General features: G+C 66.1%; 16 protein-coding genes. 7 read left to right on the top strand and 9 right to left on the bottom strand.

From position 1 onward, the window contains the following. Window positions 1–72: 72 nt before the first annotated feature. From E4191_RS14790 to cysQ, 9 genes are all read right to left on the bottom strand, one after another. Complete coding sequence (locus E4191_RS14790) at window positions 73–1,218, bottom strand: UDP-galactopyranose/dTDP-fucopyranose mutase family protein (RefSeq protein WP_135314076.1); 1,146 nt, start codon at window positions 1,216–1,218, stop codon at window positions 73–75. Window positions 1,219–1,326: 108 nt separating this feature from the next. Then, window positions 1,327–2,718 (bottom strand): hypothetical protein, encoded by a 1,392-nt coding sequence (locus E4191_RS14785; RefSeq protein ID WP_135314075.1) that lies wholly within the window; start codon window positions 2,716–2,718, stop codon window positions 1,327–1,329. Next, window positions 2,715–4,403 carry a beta-1,6-N-acetylglucosaminyltransferase gene (locus tag E4191_RS14780; protein WP_228461365.1) on the bottom strand — a complete coding sequence of 563 codons (1,689 nt, stop codon included), beginning with the start codon at window positions 4,401–4,403 and terminating at the stop codon, window positions 2,715–2,717. The genes E4191_RS14785 and E4191_RS14780 overlap by 4 nt, the downstream gene beginning before the upstream one ends. Further along, window positions 4,400–5,425, bottom strand: coding sequence for a glycosyltransferase family 2 protein (locus E4191_RS14775; RefSeq protein WP_135314074.1), 1,026 nt, complete (start codon window positions 5,423–5,425; stop codon window positions 4,400–4,402). Before E4191_RS14775 ends, E4191_RS14780 begins: the two co-directional genes overlap by 4 nt. 99 nt (window positions 5,426–5,524) lie before the next feature. Next, on the bottom strand, window positions 5,525–6,547 hold the full coding sequence (locus tag E4191_RS14770; protein WP_135314073.1) for a glycosyltransferase family 2 protein: 1,023 nt from the start codon (window positions 6,545–6,547) through the stop codon (window positions 5,525–5,527). Further along, on the bottom strand, window positions 6,544–7,530 hold the full coding sequence (gene galE, locus E4191_RS14765; RefSeq protein WP_135314072.1) for a UDP-glucose 4-epimerase GalE: 987 nt from the start codon (window positions 7,528–7,530) through the stop codon (window positions 6,544–6,546). Before galE ends, E4191_RS14770 begins: the two co-directional genes overlap by 4 nt. Window positions 7,531–7,533: 3 nt before the next feature. Next, complete coding sequence (locus tag E4191_RS14760; protein ID WP_135314071.1) at window positions 7,534–8,430, bottom strand: UTP--glucose-1-phosphate uridylyltransferase; 897 nt, start codon at window positions 8,428–8,430, stop codon at window positions 7,534–7,536. A 171-nt stretch (window positions 8,431–8,601) separates the two neighbouring features. Beyond that, window positions 8,602–9,402, bottom strand: a complete 801-nt coding sequence (locus tag E4191_RS14755) for a 3-deoxy-manno-octulosonate cytidylyltransferase (RefSeq protein WP_135314070.1) — start codon at window positions 9,400–9,402, stop codon at window positions 8,602–8,604. Window positions 9,403–9,406: 4 nt separating this feature from the next. After that, window positions 9,407–10,204, bottom strand: a complete 798-nt coding sequence (cysQ, locus tag E4191_RS14750) for a 3'(2'),5'-bisphosphate nucleotidase CysQ (protein ID WP_135314069.1) — start codon at window positions 10,202–10,204, stop codon at window positions 9,407–9,409. On the opposite strand from cysQ, the gene E4191_RS14745 reads away from it, so the two are divergent. The 7 genes from E4191_RS14745 (at window position 10,140) to E4191_RS14715 (ending at window position 18,323) form a co-directional block, all read left to right on the top strand. Next, window positions 10,140–11,186 carry an ABC transporter permease gene (locus E4191_RS14745; RefSeq protein WP_228461363.1) on the top strand — a complete coding sequence of 349 codons (1,047 nt, stop codon included), beginning with the start codon at window positions 10,140–10,142 and terminating at the stop codon, window positions 11,184–11,186. The genes cysQ and E4191_RS14745 overlap by 65 nt on opposite strands. Window positions 11,187–11,389: 203 nt before the next feature. Further along, a complete protein-coding gene (gene dnaK / locus E4191_RS14740; protein ID WP_135314068.1) occupies window positions 11,390–13,306 on the top strand; it encodes a molecular chaperone DnaK in 1,917 nt (638 codons plus the stop codon). Window positions 13,307–13,382: 76 nt separating this feature from the next. After that, window positions 13,383–14,549: a molecular chaperone DnaJ gene (dnaJ, locus tag E4191_RS14735; protein WP_135314067.1), complete on the top strand. Its 1,167-nt coding sequence runs from the start codon at window positions 13,383–13,385 to the stop codon at window positions 14,547–14,549. 43 nt (window positions 14,550–14,592) lie between these two features. Beyond that, a complete protein-coding gene (radC, locus tag E4191_RS14730) occupies window positions 14,593–15,366 on the top strand; it encodes a RadC family protein (RefSeq protein WP_135314066.1) in 774 nt (257 codons plus the stop codon). A gap of 229 nt (window positions 15,367–15,595) precedes the next feature. Continuing rightward, complete coding sequence (petA, locus tag E4191_RS14725) at window positions 15,596–16,162, top strand: ubiquinol-cytochrome c reductase iron-sulfur subunit (RefSeq protein WP_135314065.1); 567 nt, start codon at window positions 15,596–15,598, stop codon at window positions 16,160–16,162. 11 nt (window positions 16,163–16,173) lie between these two features. Next, on the top strand, window positions 16,174–17,514 hold the full coding sequence (gene petB, locus E4191_RS14720) for a cytochrome b (protein ID WP_135314064.1): 1,341 nt from the start codon (window positions 16,174–16,176) through the stop codon (window positions 17,512–17,514). 14 nt (window positions 17,515–17,528) lie between these two features. After that, window positions 17,529–18,323: a cytochrome c1 gene (locus E4191_RS14715; protein ID WP_135314063.1), complete on the top strand. Its 795-nt coding sequence runs from the start codon at window positions 17,529–17,531 to the stop codon at window positions 18,321–18,323. Window positions 18,324–18,376: the final 53 nt, after the last annotated feature.

Raw genomic sequence — 18,376 nt, 5'->3', positions numbered from 1 at the left:
CACCTGCTATGGCCGCGCGGGTCCCAGCCTGCGTCGCCGAAGGTGCGGGGCTGATCCGACACCGGCCCGGGGCTACAGCGGATCCTGGACGAAGGCCGGCATCGGGTCGCCCGCAGGGGCGACCCTGATGAAACGGGTGGCCGTGTCCAACGCCTCGCGGATGGTCACGTCCATGTCCAGATAGCGATAGGTGCCCAAGCGGCCGACGAAGGTCACGCCGGGCGTGCTGCGCGCCAGATCGACATACTGCGCCAGCAGCGCCTTTTCCTCGACCAGCCGGATCGGGTAATAGGGCGTGTCGCCGGGTTCGGCTTGGCGCGCGAATTCGCGATAGCAGACCGACCCCTCATGCTGTTCCCAGGGGCTGAAATGCTTGTGTTCGGTGATGCGGGTCTGAGGCACGTCGCGGTCGCCATAGTTCATGACCGCGCAGCCCTGATAGTCGCCCTGATGGGTGAAACGCTCGAAATCCAGTGTGCGATAGCCAAGCCGGCCAAGGCGATAGTCGAAATATCCGTCCAGCGGACCCGACCAGAAGACGTGGTCGACCGCCTCGGCCATCCCGGGCGCATAGGCGGTGTCCAGATCGACGGTGATGCGGGGATGGTCCAGGATCTCCGCGACCATCGCTGTATATCCGTCCCGGGGCATGCCTTGGAAGCGGTGGAAGAAGTAGTTGTCGTCATAGGTGAAGCGCACCGGCAGGCGCTTGAGGATCGCGGCGGGAAGCTCGGTCGGCGAGCAGCCCCACTGCTTTTCCGTGTAGCCCCGGAAGAACGCCTCGTAGAGCTCGGGACCGACGAAGCGCAGGGCCTGCTCCTCGAAGGTGCGCGGCTCGGTGATGCTGGTATCGGCGCGGGAGTCGATGAAGGCACGCGCCTCGTCGGGCCGCAGCGTGGTGCCGAAGAACTGGTTGATCGTCAGCAGATTGATGGGCAGGGAATAGACCCGGCCCTGCGCGGTGGTCTTGACGCGGTTCTGGAAGGGCATGAACTGTGCGAAACGGTTCACGTAATCCCACACGCCCTGGTCGTCGGTGTGGAAGATGTGCGGGCCATAGACATGCACCATGACGCCCGTGTCGGCGTCGCGGTCGGTGTGGCAGTTGCCGGCGATATGGGGCCGCGCGTCGATGATGCGGCAGTCATGCCCGGCCTCGGCCAGCTGGCGCCCGATCACCGCGCCGGACAGTCCCGCACCCACCAGAAGGATCCTCATCGCCTCGTCCTTACCTGCGGCCTGCCCCGGGCGGTGATAGACGCCCAAGGCGGCGGGGCCAAGCGCGCGTCGCTGCGCCGAATGTCGCGCGCCGCCCCGGGCAAGGGATCAGTCGGTGAAGCCGAAGGCGATGTAGTCGCGCAGATAGGCCTGCCGGGCCGCCTGCAACAGCGAGGCTTCGTGCAGGAACTCGGGCATCGGGGCAATCCTGAGATGCTGCAGACCGGCATCGTCCAGCCCCGCGCCATCTGCCAGCAGGGGCAGGTCCTGGGTCAGCCGATCCTCGCGGATCAGGATGTCGGGCGTGGCCACCCGGGCAAAGCCCGCGATCACCTCGGACTGGCTGGCCCATCCGGCATGGGTGGGCAGGGTGGTCTGGCCGTTCAGGTTGCGGCGCAGGAAGGACAGGAACTGCGCGAACAGCTCCAGCTGGTCGGACCGGGACAGCTTGCCCAGATCGGCGTCCGAGGGCAGGGCCACGCGGTGGACGCTGCGCATCAGCTGGCGCAGGTCCGCCGAGCCCTCGTCCAGAAGCTGGCGAAAGGCCGTCCAGGCGCGGTGCAGCGGGTGGCGCAGCACGGTGAAGCTGCGATGGCCGGGATGCTGGCGCTTCCACTGGCGCAGGCTGGTCTGGGTCAGATCGCCGGTGACCGGTCCCAGCCCCGACAGCCAGCCGCGGATGGCCGGACCTGGGCCGCAGCGCACCGGCATGTAGATCAGGCCGTGCCCCGCCTCGCAGGCCGAGAAGCTGGGGACGGACGGTCCGCGCCGGGGTTCGAAATTCGGGATTCGGCGCAGCATGAACGGGTCGATCTGGTGCAGGTCGGCCTGCATCTCGTCGAAGTTGCGGACCTTCTCGGCCAGCTCGCGCGGATTCTGGGGGACCTGGTCGCTGGCCGGTTCGACGCGCCCGATATCGGTGCGGCCCAGCCAGTGGACCAGCCCCGTCATCACCTCGGCATCGCGCAGATCCTCGTAGCCCAGCCAGAAGCCCGTCTGGCCGGTCACCTGCAGCCGGTGCATCACCCGCAGCTGGAAGCGCTCCACCGCCGAGACCATGTCGCGGAACTCGGGCCCGTCATAGGCGATGGCGGCGGGGATCGGGGTCTCGGTCTCGTTCAGCTTCCACTGGTTGGTTTCCCAGGCCAGCTTGGTCGAGACATAGCTGTCCAGCGGATTGCGGGTCAGGATGATCTTGGCGCATTCGGCGTCGTTCATGATCGCGTCGAAGACCCGGGGGTCATGATCGTGGAAGTAGCGAAAGCCCGGCAGATGGCCGGGGCGGTCGAACAGCTTGGTCAGCAGCCGCTGCGGATCGGCCTCGCGCTCGTCGCGGGTGATGCCCGCCAGCTCGTCCTTGTCGGGCCAGCCCATCATGTAGGGATTGAAGGCCTCGCCGAAGCAGGTGACGCCCTTGAGCGCGTTCAGCGTCGCCTCCAGCAGGTTGGACCCGGTGCGCATCTCGGCGAAGATGACGAAGCGGCGGAACGGAGAGGTCATTCGGCGGCAGTCCTTTCAGTCATGGGAGGCTCGGGCAAGGGCAGGGCGTCGCCCGACAGGCGCGGGCGCAGGCCCGAATTGCGCAGGCGGCGCAACAGGTCCGACAGTCCGTTCAGGTCGCGCATCCGCGGCACGTCGACCGGTGCGCCGGGGCGCAGCGGCAGGTGCTGCAGCGACTGGTACAGCATCGCCTGCGGCCGGGCCAGGAAATCGGTCAGCTCGTGCACATGCACCCGCGCCTTGACCCAGACCGAGTTCAGCACGTCCAGATGCGTCAGCTCGGCCCGCTGCAGCAGGGCGGTGACGCGGCGGATGTCGTCGAAGGGCATGCCCGATTCCAGCAGCGGCAGCATCCAGGCGCCGGTGACGACATGGATATGGGCGTTGGGATCGGTGGCGATGAACCAGTTCAGCGCCTGATTGTCGCGCGGGCTGGACTGGAAGATCTGCATCCGGGGCGAGATGCGGATCAGCGCGGTCAGAAAGCCGTGCGGATCACGGTCGCGGATCACGGTCGAGGACGAGATCGCGCCGGGCCCGATCTCGGGGCGGCCGGCGAATTCGACCATCTCGGGGCCCAGCAGGTGGCCGTGGACATCGGCCTCGACATTGCCGGCCAGCCAGGTCTCGAAGTCCGGGAAGATGTCCGAGAAGCCCTGAAAGACGGCATAGGGGGCCGAAGTCTTGCCGTTCTCGGAATCCTTGCGGGGAAAGCGGCTTTGCATGTAGAGGCCCGGCCGCCCCAGCAGGCGGCGGCGGACGGTGCGGTTGATCAGCCGCTCGAACCGTTGGGGCTGGGGCGGGCTGACATCGGGCTGGGGCCCGGGGGGCACGGGGAAATGCGCCATCAGCCGCGCGGCCTGCGGCCAGACCTTGCGCGCCACGAAGCAGCGCGATTCCTCCAGCATCAGGGTGTGGTCGTCGTACAGCTGGTAGGGGCGGCCGTCATGGTCGAACTTGGCCAAGGTCAGCGAATGGCTTTCGATGCGGATCGCGTGGCGCCGTGCGAGGGTCTGGAAATAGCTCTCGTCCGGGATCCAGGCCATGCGGAAGAAGCGGTCGAACTCGGCCCGGCGCGGATCGTCCAGGATGGCCCGCAGCGTGGCGGCGGTCAGGCACCACCATTGCGACCCCAGATGCGGGCTCAGCCCCTTGGGCAGGCGGCGGCGGATGCCCAGCCTGCGCTGCCAGGCGGTCAGCCGGTCGAACATCCAGCGATGGCGCCGCCAGTCCAGCGGGAAATACAGGGTGAAGCGTTCCTCGTTCAGCCCGCCGACGGTCCAGCCGACATCCAGCGCGCTGACGCTTTCGATGTGGTCGCAATGGGGATCGCGCGCCAGATAGGCCGCCAGGTCGCGCACCGGGCGCAGCGGCAGGCAGGACCCCGAGGCCAGATAGACATGGGTGACGGCGGGAAAGCTGTCCAGCAGCGCCTGCGCGGCGTCCTGGGTGGCGCGGACCAGGTTGAACTGGCCCCAATCGCAGCGGTGGCGGCGCGAATAGACGATGCCGGGCAGGTCGGCCAGTTGGTCCTTCATGCGCGCGACCGAACGGGCCGAGGCCTTGGCATCGACATGGATGGCCACGCGGGCGCCGCCCTCGACCCAGATGCGGGCCATCTGGGCAGCCGCGTCCAGCCGTGCGTGGCACAGCAGGACGACCCCAAGCTGGACCTCTCGTCTCACGCCCAGTTCCCCCGAGAGATGAGCCCCAGATCCTCGATCTGGCGCCAGTCGTCATATTCGCGCGACTCGCTGCACCACAGGGTTGTGCCGCGCCGCAGGCCCGCATGATAGGCCCGATATTCCTTGCTGTTGGCATAATGCTGGCGTCGATCCAGCTCTTCGGCCGATTTTTCGGTGAAGTTGGACAGGAACTTGGCATGCAGCAGGCAGCCCGAGGCCTGCTCGCCGCCGTTTTCCTCGTAGACGAGGTTCAGTGATCGCGGCAGCAGCATGTGGGTCGAACTGACATAGGCATAGCGCCAGTGCCACTTGACCAGAGGCGTCTTGTTCAGCGCCGGCCCCGACAGCGGATCGGCGGTGAAGTAGCGCCGCGTGCGTGGCCCCCCCTGGATCCACAGGTTGCCGTAGTAGGAGTTCTTGGTGATCGTGTAGTTGGCCGGATCGAACCAGCGGGCGATGCGGAAGGGATCGGTCCCCTCCTCGTAGATCTCGTCCTCGATGTTGCCGCGCGGGTACATGTCCAGCAGCATCGCCGGAAAGCTGCGCCGCCCCGAGGCGTCCAGCCAGTCCGTCAGAGCCGGCAGGGGGCGGGAATCGCAATGCGGATAGATCAGGAACTCGTCCGGATCGACGGTCAGGCACCAATGGCCGTTGCCATAGGTCATCAGCAGCCGGTTGATCCAGTCCATGCCGAAGCGCGACCGCTTGTAGCTGGCATTGGTCCACCACAGCGACACGTCGGGCTGTTCGGCCAGCCAGTTGCCGCTGCCGTCGTCGCTGTCGTTGTTCACGAACAGGAAGTGATTCACCCCCAGGTCGCGATAGTACTGCAGGAAATAGGGCAGGCGCAGCCGCTCGTTGCGCATGGTGACGAAGGCCAGGATGTCGCCCTTGCGGATCTTGCCGGTGCGGTTGACGGTCGATTTCAACGCCCGGCGCCGGTTGAACGCCCGCGCCACGAGGTACTGCCGCTCGGTCCGGCGACGCAGCCGATTGGGCAGGGGAAGATCGCTCAGACGCATGATGTCGACCGTACAAGGGCTACAAGGGAAGGGTGCGGCGTCATGCCCTAGCAATGTGCAGGAGGCCCGCGTCTTGGCAAGGGCTTTTGCAAGAACTGGTTATTCTCTCCATGCGCCCGTCCCGATCAGTCCAAGGTCCACCAGCTGGCGCCATCCCTGGAACCGCAGCGATGCCGGGCTCCGCAGGACCGGCCCGGCGGCGACCGCCCGGTGATAGCCGCCATAGGCGTCGGGGTCGTTGAAATGCTGGCGGCGCAGCAGTTCCTCGTGCGATTTCGCGACGATGTCGGGCAGGAACTTGCCGTGCAGCAGCGCGCCCGACAGGCGCGCCTCGCCCGGTCCGTCATAGAGGTCGTTCAGCTGCGGCGGCAGCATCGAATGGGTCGAGTTGACATAGACGTGACGCCAGGACCAGCGCATCAGCGGCAGCTTGTTCACCGTCGGCGCCCGGTCGGGGTCGTCCGCGAAGAAGACCCGGTCGCGCACGCCGCCCTGCAACCACAAGTTGCGTTTCGGCAACACCCGGCGTTTTCTCCACGGGCCGGGATCGAACCAGGGCAGCCGGTCGGTCAGCGATACGCCCTCGGGCGCGTCGGCGGTGCCAAGCGGGCCCGAGGGGTACAGGTCCAGCATCACCGCCCCCAAGCCGGGCTGTCCGATGCGGTCCAGATGGGCCGTCAGCTGGGGCAGGGGGCGGGTGTCGTGATGGGGATAGACCAGCAGCTCGTCCGCATCGACGGTCAGGCACCAATGCCCGTGCCCGTGCCGCATCAGCAGCGCGCCCGCCCAGTCCAGCCCGAAGCGAGCCTCGCGATAGCTGGCGTTGCAGCGCCACAGCGACACGTCCAGCTGGTCCGCCAGATAGCGGTCCGAGCCGTCGTCGCTGCCATTGTCCACGATCAGGAACTGCGCGACGCCAAGGCGGCGGTAATGGTCCAGAAAGCCCGGCAGATGCGCGATCTCGTTGCGCAGGGTGGCGACCGCCAGCACGTCACCGGGGCGGATCGCCGCCGTGCGGTCGGCCACGGCCTGCAGCGCGCTGCGGGCGCGGATCGCCCGCCAGATCAGCTCCCGGCGTTTCCAGCGCAGGCGATAGGCCTGCCACGCCCCGCCCAGGCTCACCGCTGATAGTCGCCCGACTGGTGCCAGCGCCACGCATCCGCGATCATCTGCTTCATGGTGGACCGGTCGGGGGTCCAGCCCAGATCCGTCTTGGCGCGCTGGCTGCCGCAGACCAGCTTGACCGCATCGCCGCCGCGCCGGGGCCCGTCGACCATCGGCACCTGTCGGTTGGTGACATGGCGCGTCGCGTCCACGACCTCGCGGACCGAGAAGCCGTCGCCCGTGCCCAAGCAGAAGACCTTGCTGCCCTTGCCCGTCTGCAGCCATTCCAGCCCCTTCACATGGGCATCGACCAGATCCATCACATGGACATAGTCACGGATGCAGGTCCCGTCCTCGGTCGGATAGTCGGTGCCGTGGATGGTCAGCGCCGCGCGCTTGCCGTCCACCGCGTCCAGGATCAGCGGGATCAAATGCGTCTCGGGGCGGTGGAACTCGCCCACCTCGCCGTCAGGATCGGCGCCCGCGACGTTGAAATAGCGGAAAATGACGTGGCGAAGCCCGTGGGCGGCCTCGAAATCGACCAGGATATCCTCGATCGCGCGCTTGGAGGCGCCATAGGCGTTCAGCGGCGCCTGCGGCGTGTCCTCGTCCAGCACCTCGCCGTCGCGGTCGCCATAGGTCGCGCAGGTCGAGCTGAAGACGAAGTCCAGACAGCCCGCCGCCACCGCCGCCTCGATCAGGTTCAGCGACCCCGCGACATTGTTGCGCCAGTACTTGCCGGGTTCCGCCATCGCCTCGCCGACCTGCGAGAGCGCCGCGAAATGCAGCACCGCCACTGGCCGGTGTTCGGCGAAGGCCGCGTCCAGTGCGGCGCGGTCCATCAGGTCGGCCTCGACCACCGGGCCGAACTTGACCGCATCGCGCCAGCCCGTCGAGAAATTGTCCAGCGTGACGGGGGTGAACCCCGCCTGCGCCAATGCCTTGCAGGCATGCGAGCCGATATAGCCCGCACCGCCCGTCACCAGTACCTTGCCAGACATGGGTTATTCGGCCGCCCGGCGCATCGCCAACGCCTGGTGCAGGTATTCGGCGAACTCGTCCTTCAGCTCGTCCCGCTCCAGCCCGAAGGCGACGGTGGCCTGCAGGAAGCCCGCCTTGGAGCCGCAATCGAAGCGCTGGCCGCGGAAGCGCAGGCCGAAGACGTCGCGCCCGGCCTCGATCTCCTCTGCGATGGCATCGGTCAGCTGGATTTCCCCGCCCGCGCCCTGCTTCAGCTTGTTGAGGTTCTTCATCACGGTCGGCGCCAGGATATAGCGCCCGATCACGGCCAGGTTCGAGGGCTGCGTACCGGCTTTCGGCTTTTCGACCATGCCCTTGGCGCGAACGATGGCGCCCATGTCTTCGGCGATGTCCAGCACGCCATAGGAGGAGGCCTTGTCCGCCGCGACTTCCATCGTGGCGACCATGCTGCCGCCGGTCTCGCCATAGGCCTCGATCATCTGCTGCAGGCAGGGAGGCTCTCCCTGGATGACGTCGTCGGTCAGCACGACCGCAAAGGGCTCGTCATCGGACAGCAGGCGGCGGGCGCACCAGACCGCATGGCCCAGGCCAAGCGCCTTGTGCTGGCGGATATAGGCGATGGCGCCCGATTCCATGTTCGTGGCCCGCAGGATCTCCAGCAATTCTTCCTTGCCGGCCTTTTTGAGGCTTGATTCGAGTTCGTGGGCATGGTCGAAATAGTCTTCGAGCGATCCCTTGCCGCGCGAGGTGACGAAGATGAATTCCTTGATCCCGGCCGCGCGGGCCTCGTCGATGGCATACTGGATCAGCGGCTTGTCCACCAGGGACAGCATCTCTTTCGGAATGCTCTTCGTGGTGGGAAGAAAGCGCGTCCCCAAGCCAGCAACCGGAAAAATGGCTTTCGTGACCTTGCGACCCATGTCGAATACCTCTGATGGTTCGGCGGGATCCATCCCGCCGCAATGATACCGATACATGTGCATCGGCAATGATTTCAACGTCAGGTTATGCCTTGGGCGGTATGGCGCCAAGACTTTCCGTTCATTTATACAAATATTTCACGATAGGACAGTCGTGATGACCTTTCGGGATCATTCCATGCCCATCTCGGACATCATGCTTTCCAGCCGCGAAACATCCTGGGGATTGTTAAGTTCCCAGAACTGCCGTCCGCGGGCCTCGACCTCGACGCACAGCATGTGACGGCCGCGTTCGAGGAAGCGCAGCTGCTCCAGCCCCTCCAGCCGCTCCAGCACGCCCTCGGGCCATGTCGCGTATTCGGCCAGGGCCTCGGGGCGATAGGCATAGACCCCGACATGGTGGAAGACCGGGCTGGGCGCGTCATCCGCGATCGCGTCCGGCACGAAGGGCACGACCTCTTTCGAGAAGTAGAGCGCGCGCCCGCCATGGCCGAAGACTGCCGTCGTGCCGCCGACGCGGCCCGCATGGCGGTCGTCGATCAGGTCGGCGCGCATCCGGCCCGTGCAGCGCAGGACCGGCGTGGCCACCTGCGCTTTCGGCGCGGCACGCAGGCCCGCGACCAGATCCTCGACGAACCAGGCGGGGGTCAGCGGGGCATCGCCCTGCAGGTTCACGACGATCTCGGGGGGCGTCGCCAGGGCGGCCACCGCCTCGGCGCAGCGCTCGGTCCCGTTACGGCAGTCGGGGCTGGTCATGGCGACCTGGGCGCCGAAGCCTTCGGCATGGTCGCGGATGCGGTCATCATCGGTCGCGACGATCACCCGGTCGATGCCGGGCACGGACATGGCCGCATCCCAGCTGCGCCGGATCAGGCTGCGCGCCTGCCCGCTTGCGCCGCGCAGCTCGACCAGGGGCTTGCCGGGATAGCGCGTCGAGGCATGGCGCGCGGGAATGACGATGACGACGGACATGGGCTCAGCCTTTCTTCAGCAGGACGCCGGGCGCGTAGGCGATGAAGAACGGGTTCTCGAAGCCCGGCTTGCCATAGCTCAGCGGGCTGTGGTCGTCGAAGCGCACGACCTCGCCGCCGGCGCCGCGCAGGACCGCATCACCCGCCGCGGTGTCCCATTCCATCGTGCGGCCGAGGCGGGGATAGAGGTCGGCCTCGCCGGTCGCCACCAGGCAGAACTTCAGCGAGCTGCCCGCGCTGGTCATGTCGCGCACGCCGTACCGGTCGATATAGGCGTCCGTCGCCGCATCGCGATGCGATTTCGAGGCGACCACCATCAGCCCGCGATTGTCGGGGGTGGCGTTGACGCCGATGGGCGCGGTCTCTCCGGGCTGCGCGCCGAAGGGACCCTGCTCCTCGACCGAGCGGCCATCGGCTGTGGTGTAGAACAGCCGGCCCTTGGCGGGGGCATAGACGACGCCCCGCAGCGGGATGCCGTCCTCGACATAGGCGATGTTGACGGTGAAGTCGCCGCGCCGCTGCACGAATTCCTTGGTCCCGTCCAGCGGGTCCACGATCAGGAAGGTCCGAAGGGACTGGGTATGCGTCTCGGCCTGTTCCTCGGTGACCAGCGGAATGTCGGGAAAGGCCTCGCGCAGCCCGGCCGAGATCAGCGCGTCGGCGGCCTCGTCGGCAGCGGTGACGGGCGAATCATCGGATTTAAGGCGGGTGTCGAAATCCTCGGCCTCGTAGATCTGCATGATCCTGTCGCCCGCCTGCAGGGCCAGACGCCGCATTTCGGTGGTCAATCGGTCGAATTGCATCGGTTTTCCTTTCCCTGCCGGCAGGCTGCGGCCCGCTGGCGGATTGTGCGAAGGTTCGGCACCCCTTATGGTGCGGCAGCAAGCCTTGGGCAAGCGCTGGGCGACCACCTGCCCCGATCCCGGGCAGCAGCCCTGTCACCTGAAGCGGAGCGTCGGGAATTTGTTCAAGCAGCGTCACAACCGAAACCTGTTCCAGGCCGCCTTCACCACTTTTGCCCTGATCTATCACCAGACGGTCTACAACCTGCGGACCGAACATCGCAATGCGGTCGTGGGACTGATCATGACCGTCGTGCAAAGCCTGCTGATGGTCATCGTCTTTGTGGCGATCTACCAGCTGATGGGCATGAGGTCCTCGCCGATCCGCGGGGATTTCATGCTGTACATCATGTCGGGCATCTTCCTGTTCATCACCCATGTCCAGGCGGTGGGTGCGGTCGCCGGCAGCAGTTCGGTCTCGACCGGCATCCTCAAGCATGAACCGCTGAACGCAGCGATTCTGATATCCGGTGCATCACTGGCGGTGCTCTATCGGCAGAGCATCGGCTGTCTTGCGATCCTCGTCTTCTATTATCTTGCGATCGAGCCCTTCACCATTTTCGATCCCCTCGGGGCGGGACTGCTGTTCCTGCTCTCGTGGTTCCTGGGGTGCTGCATAGGCTTGGTCTTTCTGGGGATCCGCCCGTGGTCGCCGCAGGTCAGCGGGGTGCTGACGACCCTCTACCAGCGGATCAACATGATCTTCTCCGGCAAGATGTTCGTCGCAAATGCCCTGCCCGGCTTCATGCTTCCCTGGTTCTCGTGGAACCCCCTGTTCCATCTGATCGACCAGGAACGCGGCTACCTGTTCATCAACTATTCGCCGCACCGGACTTTCCTGTTCTATCCGATGTACTGCGCCATCGGGCTTCTGATGATCGGTCTTCTGATCAACTTCACCACGCGCAAATACGAATCCCTCAGCTGGAGCGCGGGGCAGTAACGGTCGCCCTGTATTCGGCGCATTCCGGGGCGCTTGTCCGCTGATTTTGCACATCGGCAGTGCTTGCGGGGCCGAATTGCATCCCTATATACACCCCCGAAGCGGTCCGAAGCCCTCGGGCCGGTTTTTACCCAGGGATCGGGCTGCGGGGGCCGCAACGGACCCGACGCCTCAAATATCGCCGCAAGAAAGGTTACACACACATGTCCAAAGTCATCGGCATCGACCTCGGCACCACCAACAGCTGCGTCGCGATCATGGACGGCAGCCAGCCGAAGGTCATCGAGAACAGCGAAGGCGCACGCACCACCCCGTCCATCGTGGGCTTCACGGATGGCGAGCGTCTGGTCGGCCAGCCTGCCAAGCGTCAGGCCGTGACCAACCCGACCAACACCGTCTTTGCCGTCAAGCGCCTGATCGGGCGCCGCATGGGCGACGAGGCCGTCGAGAAGGACCGCAAGATGGTCCCCTTCACCATCGCGGATGGCGGAAACGGCGATGCCTGGGTCGAGGTTCAGGGCGAGAAGTATTCCCCCGCGCAGGTCAGCGCGATGATCCTTCAGAAGATGAAGGAGACCGCCGAAAGCTATCTGGGCGAGACCGTGACCCAGGCCGTGATCACCGTTCCGGCCTATTTCAACGACGCCCAACGCCAAGCCACCAAGGATGCCGGCAAGATCGCCGGTCTGGAGGTGCTGCGCATCATCAACGAGCCGACCGCAGCCGCACTGGCATACGGTCTGGACAAGAAGGAAACCAAGACGATCGCGGTCTACGACCTCGGCGGCGGGACCTTCGACATCACCATCCTGGAAATCGACGACGGCCTGTTCGAGGTGAAGTCCACGAACGGCGACACCTTCCTGGGTGGCGAAGACTTCGACATGCGGATCGTGAACTATCTGGCCGACGAGTTCAAAAAGGAACACGGCGTCGATCTGTCCAAGGACAAGATGGCCCTCCAGCGCCTGAAGGAGGCCGCCGAGAAGGCCAAGATCGAGCTGTCCTCCTCCAGCCAGACCGAGATCAACCAGCCCTTCATCAGCATGGACAAGAACAGCGGCACCCCGCTGCATCTGGTCGTCAAGCTGACCCGCGCCAAGCTGGAAAGCCTGGTGTCGGACCTGATCAAGCGCACCATGAAGCCCGTCCAGGACGCGCTGAAGGATGCCGGCTGCTCCAAGGGCGACATCGACGAGGTCGTCCTGGTCGGCGGCATGACCCGCATGCCCAAGGTCGTGGCCGAGGTGACCGAGTTCTTCGGCAAGGAGCCCCACAAGGGCGTGAACCCGGATGAGGTCGTGGCTCTGGGCGCCGCCATCCAGGCCGGCGTGTTGCAGGGTGACGTCAAGGACGTCGTGCTGCTGGACGTGACCCCTCTGTCCCTGGGGATCGAGACCTTGGGTGGCGTCTTCACCCGCCTGATCGACCGCAACACCACGATCCCGACCAAGAAGAGCCAGATCTTCTCGACCGCCGAGGACAACCAGGGCGCGGTGACCATCCGCGTCTTCCAAGGCGAGCGCGAGATGGCGGCCGACAACAAGATGCTGGGCCAGTTCAACCTTGAGGACATTCCGCCCGCGCCGCGCGGCATGCCGCAGATCGAGGTGACCTTCGACATCGACGCCAACGGCATCGTGTCCGTCAGCGCCAAGGACAAGGGCACCGGCAAGGAGCAGAACATCACCATCCAGGCCTCGGGCGGTCTGACCGACGAGGATATCGAGCGGATGGTGAAGGATGCCGAGGCCAACGCCGAATCGGACAAGGGCCGCCGCGAACTGGTCGAGGCCAAGAACCAGGCCGAAAGCCTGATCCACTCGACCAAGAAATCGCTGTCCGACCATGGCGACAAGGTCGATAGCTCGACCGTCGAGGCAATCGAACTGGCCGTGGGCGCGCTTGAGGAATCGCTGAAGTCCGAGGACTCGGGCAAGATCCGCTCGGGCATCCAGAACGTCATGGACGCCTCTATGCGTCTGGGCGAGGCGATCTACAAGGCGCAGGCCTCGGGCGAAGAGACCGGCCGCGACGAGGGCGACGCCCCGCGCGATGTCGACGACGACATCGTGGATGCCGATTTCGAGGATCTCGGCGACGACAAGAAGCGCGGCTGATCGGGGCCGCTTTCCGGAAAGGGGCCGGCCCGTCGCGGGCCGGCCTGTTTCGTGGGACAGCTGAACAGGACGACACATGAGCAAGCGGTGCTATTACGAAGTGCTCGGGGTCACGCGCGGCGCCGGAGCGGACGAGATCAAGAAGGCCTATCGGGTCAAGGCCAAGGAGCTTCACCCCGATCGCAACCAGGATGACGCGACCGCCGAGTCGCGCTTCAAGGAAGTGAACGAGGCGTACGACTGCCTCAAGGACGACCAGAAGAAATCTGCCTATGACCGTTTCGGCCATGCGGCCTTCGAAGGCGGCATGGGCGGCGGCGGCGGTGCCCGCGGCGGCCATCCCGGCGACTTCGGCGCGGCCTTCGCGGATGTCTTCGAGGATCTGTTCGGCGACATGATGGGCCGCCGCGGCGCGGCCGGGGGTGGCGGACGCAGCCGGGCGCAGCGTGGGCAGGACCTCCGCTACAACCTGCAGGTCTCGCTGGAAGAGGCCTATGCTGGCGTGCAGAAGCCGATCACCGTGCGCGGCTCGGTCGCCTGCGAATCCTGCAGCGGGACGGGGGCCGAGGGCGCCACGCAGCCCGCCGGCTGTCCGACCTGCGCCGGCATGGGCAAGGTGCGGGCGCAGCAGGGGTTCTTCACCGTCGAACGCACCTGTCCGACCTGCGGCGGCGCGGGCCAGATCGTCAAGAACCCCTGCCGGGTCTGCCACGGCGCGGGCCGAACCGAACATGACCGCGCGCTGTCGGTGAACATTCCGGCGGGCGTCGAGACCGGCACCCGGATCCGGCTGGCGGGAGAGGGCGAGGCGGGCCTGCGCGGCGGGCCGACCGGCGATCTGTACATCTTCGTCGAGGTGCGTGATCACGCGATCTTCCTGCGCGACGGCAAGATGCTGGCCTGCCAGGTGCCGGTCAGCATGGCCACCGCCGCCTTGGGCGGCGAGGTCGAGGTGCCGACGATCGACGGCGGACGCGCGCGGGTCAAGGTGCCGGTGGGCAGCCAGACCGGCCGCCAAATGCGCCTGCGCAACAAGGGCATGCCGCCCCTGCGCCACGGTCCCGGCGCGGGCGGCGATTTCGGCGACATGCTGATCGAGCTGACCGTCGAGACCCCCGTCAACCTGACCCCCCGCCAGCGCGAGCTGCTGCGCGAGTTCGAGGCGGTCAAGGCCGACAACAGCCCGCAATCGGACAGCTTCTTCGACAAGGTGAAAAGCTTCTGGGACGGGATGACGCGCTAGGCGCTTAACCCTTTCTTCAGGGATTCGGGATCATGCTGCGGGCATGGACCCGAATCGATCCTTTGGCGAAATGCCCCTTCCCCTGTTCGCCCCGGCCGCCGACGACGTGGCCGTGGCGCCTCCCGCGACCGCGGGCAAGGCCGCGCCCTCGTATCTGGCCGATCACCGCGCCCGGTTGCGGGACCGGTTCCTGCAGGGCGGCCCGGAGGCCATGCCCGATTACGAGCTGCTGGAACTGGTCCTGTTCCGCGCCATCCCGCGCCAGGACGTCAAGCCGCTGGCCCGGCGCCTGATCGAGATCTTCGGTGATTTCAACCGAGTGGTGACCGCCCCGCCCGCACGGCTGCAGGCGGTGGACGGCGTCGGGAAGGCGGTCATCACCGAACTGAAGATCGTCGAGGCCGCCGCCCGGCGCCTGGCCCGCGCCCGCATCATGCACCGCCCGGTCCTGTCCAGCTGGCAGTCGCTGCTGGACTATTGCCATACCGAGATGGCGCATCGCGAGATCGAGCAATTCCGGGTGCTGTATCTGGACCGCAAGAACGTCCTGATCGCGGACGAGGAACTGGGCCGCGGCACCGTCGACCATGTGCCGGTCTATCCGCGCGAGATCATCCGTCGCGCGCTCGAGGTGAACGCCTCGGCGCTGATCCTGGTCCACAACCATCCCTCGGGCGATCCCACCCCCTCGGACAGCGACATCTCGATGACCGCCCGCATCGCGCAGGCGGCCGACAGCATGGGAATCACCATCCACGACCACCTGATCATCGGCAAGTCGCGCGAACTCAGCTTTCGCGCCGAAGGCTTGCTGTGATCCCTAGCCGTGCGGCCGACCCTGTGTCGCGCGCCGTCCCAAGGGCGCGGCAGGGCCCCGCGCGTTGCCGGAATCAGACAGATGCGTCGATATGCGTCTCCCTGCGGCGGCTTATCATCTGGACTGACGGGGAATTGAGAGCTAGAACCGCCTCCGCGAAGGCTGCGTTCGGACGTGGCCCGGAATGTCGTATCGGCCTGCACTTTCGGCCCGAATTGGAGTATGACCCGTGTCCCACGCAGATGACCACGTAGGCACCCGGAGGGATTTCCTCTATTATGCCACGGCGGGCGCAGGCACGGTGGCCGCCGGGGCCGCCGCCTGGACGCTTGTGAACCAGATGAATCCGTCGGCCGACGTCCAGGCCCTGGCCTCGATCCAGATCGATGTCAGCGGCGTGGGGCCAGGATCGCAGATCACTGTCCTGTTCCTGGGCAAGCCCGTGTTCATCCGGCGCCGCACGCCCGAGGAGATCGAGGCCGGCCGCGCGGTCGAACTGAACGACCTGCCCGACCAGAACGCCCAGAACCCGAACCTGCCCGACGCCGCGGCGCCTGCCACGGATGCGAACCGCGCGCTGGACGAGACCGGCGAATGGCTGGTCCAGATCGGCGTCTGCACCCATCTGGGCTGCGTGCCGATCGGTGACGGCGCCGGCGACTTCGGCGGCTGGTTCTGCCCCTGCCACGGCAGCCACTACGACACCGCTGGCCGGATCCGCCGGGGTCCCGCACCCCAGAACATGCACATTCCGCTGGCGTCGTTCATCAACGACACCACCATCCAGCTGGGTTAAGGAGGGTTATCATGGCCGGAATTCCGCACGACCATTACGAGCCCAAGTCCGGGTTCGAGCGCTGGCTGCACCGCCGCCTGCCCGTGGCCGGGATCATGTACGACACGCTGATGATCCCCACGCCCAAGAACCTGAACTGGATGTGGATCTGGGGCATCGTCCTGGTCTTCTGTCTGGCGCTGCAGATCATCACCGGCATCGTCCTGGTGATGCACTACACGCCGCATGTCGACATGGCCTTCGCCAGCGTCGAGCATATCATGCGCAACGTCAACGGCGGCTACATGCTGCGCTACATCCACATGAACGGCGCCTCGCTGTTCTTCGTGGCCGTCTATCTGCACATCTTCCGCAGCCTCTACTACGGCAGCTACAAGGCGCCGCGCGAGGTCACGTGGATCATCGGCATGCTGATCTACATCCTGATGATGGCCACCGCCTTCATGGGCTACGTGCTGCCCTGGGGCCAGATGTCCTTCTGGGGCGCGACCGTGATCACCGGCCTCTTCGGCGCGGTGCCGGGCGTGGGTGAGACGCTGCAGGCCTGGCTGCTGGGCGGACCGGCGGTCGGCAACGCGACGCTGAACCGCTTCTTCTCGCTGCACTACCTGCTGCCCTTCATCATCGCGGGCCTGGTGATCGTCCATATCTGGGCCTTCCACTCGACCGGCAACAACAACCCGACCGGCATCGAGGTGCGTCGCACCTCGAAGGAAGAGGCCGCCAAGGACACGCTGCCCTTCTGGCCCTACTTCGTCATGAAGGACCTGTTCGCGCTGGCGCTGATCCTGGCGATCTTCTTCGCCATCGTCGGCTTCATGCCCAACTATCTCGGCCACCCCGACAACTATATCGAGGCGAACGCCCTGGCGACGCCCGCGCATATCGTGCCGGAATGGTACTTCCTGCCCTTCTACGCCATCCTGCGGGCCTTCGATGCCGAGGTGTGGCTGGTCCAGCTGGTCGACTTCGTGACCTTCGGCATCGTCGACGCCAAGTTCTTCGGCGTGCTGGCCATGTTCGGCGCGATCGTCGTGATGGCGCTGGCCCCCTGGCTGGACACCAGCCGCGTGCGCTCGGGCCGCTATCGCCCGCAGTTCAAGTGGTGGTTCTGGCTGCTGGCCGCCGACTTCATGATCCTGATGTGGGTGGGTGCCATGCCGGCCGAGGGGATCTATCCCTACATCGCGCTGGCGGCCTCGGCCTACTGGTTCGCCTACTTCCTGGTCATCCTGCCGCTTCTGGGTGTCATCGAGAAGCCCGACCCGATGCCCGCGACCATCGAGGAGGATTACAACGAACATTACTCGCCGAATACTGGTGGGACCAGTCTGACGCAGCCGGCCGAATGAGAGGACCCAAGATCATGCTGAAAGCTTTTGCGATCGCTGCCGTCACGGCGCTTGGCCTGTCGGGTGCCGCGATGGCCGCAGGCGAGGGAGGCCATATCGAGGATGTGGACTTCTCGTTCGAGGGACCGTTCGGATCGTTCGACCAGTTCCAGCTGCAGCGCGGGCTGCAGGTCTATACCGAGGTCTGCTCGGCCTGCCACGGTCTGCGCTATGTGCCGATCCGCACGCTGAGCGATGACGGCGGCCCCGGCCTGCCCGAGGATCAGGTGCGTGCCTATGCCACCAACCTGCTGCCCGTCTTCGACGAGAGCATCGGCGAGGAGCGTGATCGCGAGATCACCGACCATTTCCCGACGGTGTCGGGCATGGGCATGGGTCCCGACCTGTCCCTGATGGCCAAGGCGCGCGCCGGGTTCCACGGGCCCTACGGCCTGGGGATCAACCAGTTCATCCGCGGGATGGGCGGTCCGGAATACATCCACGCCCTGCTGACCAGCTACACGGGCGAGGACCAAGAACAGGCGGGCACGCTGCTGCACGAGAACACCGCCTTCCCGGGCGGCTGGATCAGCATGGCCGCCCCCCTGTCGGACGATCAGGTCACCTTCGAGGACGGCACGCCCGCCACCGTGGACCAGATGTCGATGGACGTGTCCGCCTTCCTGATGTGGACGGCCGAGCCCAAGCTGATGGACCGCAAGTCCGTGGGTCTGGTCGCCGTGCTGTTCCTGCTGGTGCTGACCGTGCTTCTGTATCTGGTCAACAAGCGCCTCTGGGCGCCGCACAAGGGCAAGCCGCTGCACCGCTGATCGCCACCGCGATCACATCGACAGCCTGACAAGGACGCGCCCCGCACCGGGCG

Source organism: Paracoccus liaowanqingii (assembly GCF_004683865.2).
GTDB lineage: Bacteria > Pseudomonadota > Alphaproteobacteria > Rhodobacterales > Rhodobacteraceae > Paracoccus > Paracoccus liaowanqingii.
The sequence above is the reverse complement of the archived record's forward strand: the minus strand, read 5'-3'. Positions and strand labels throughout refer to the sequence as shown.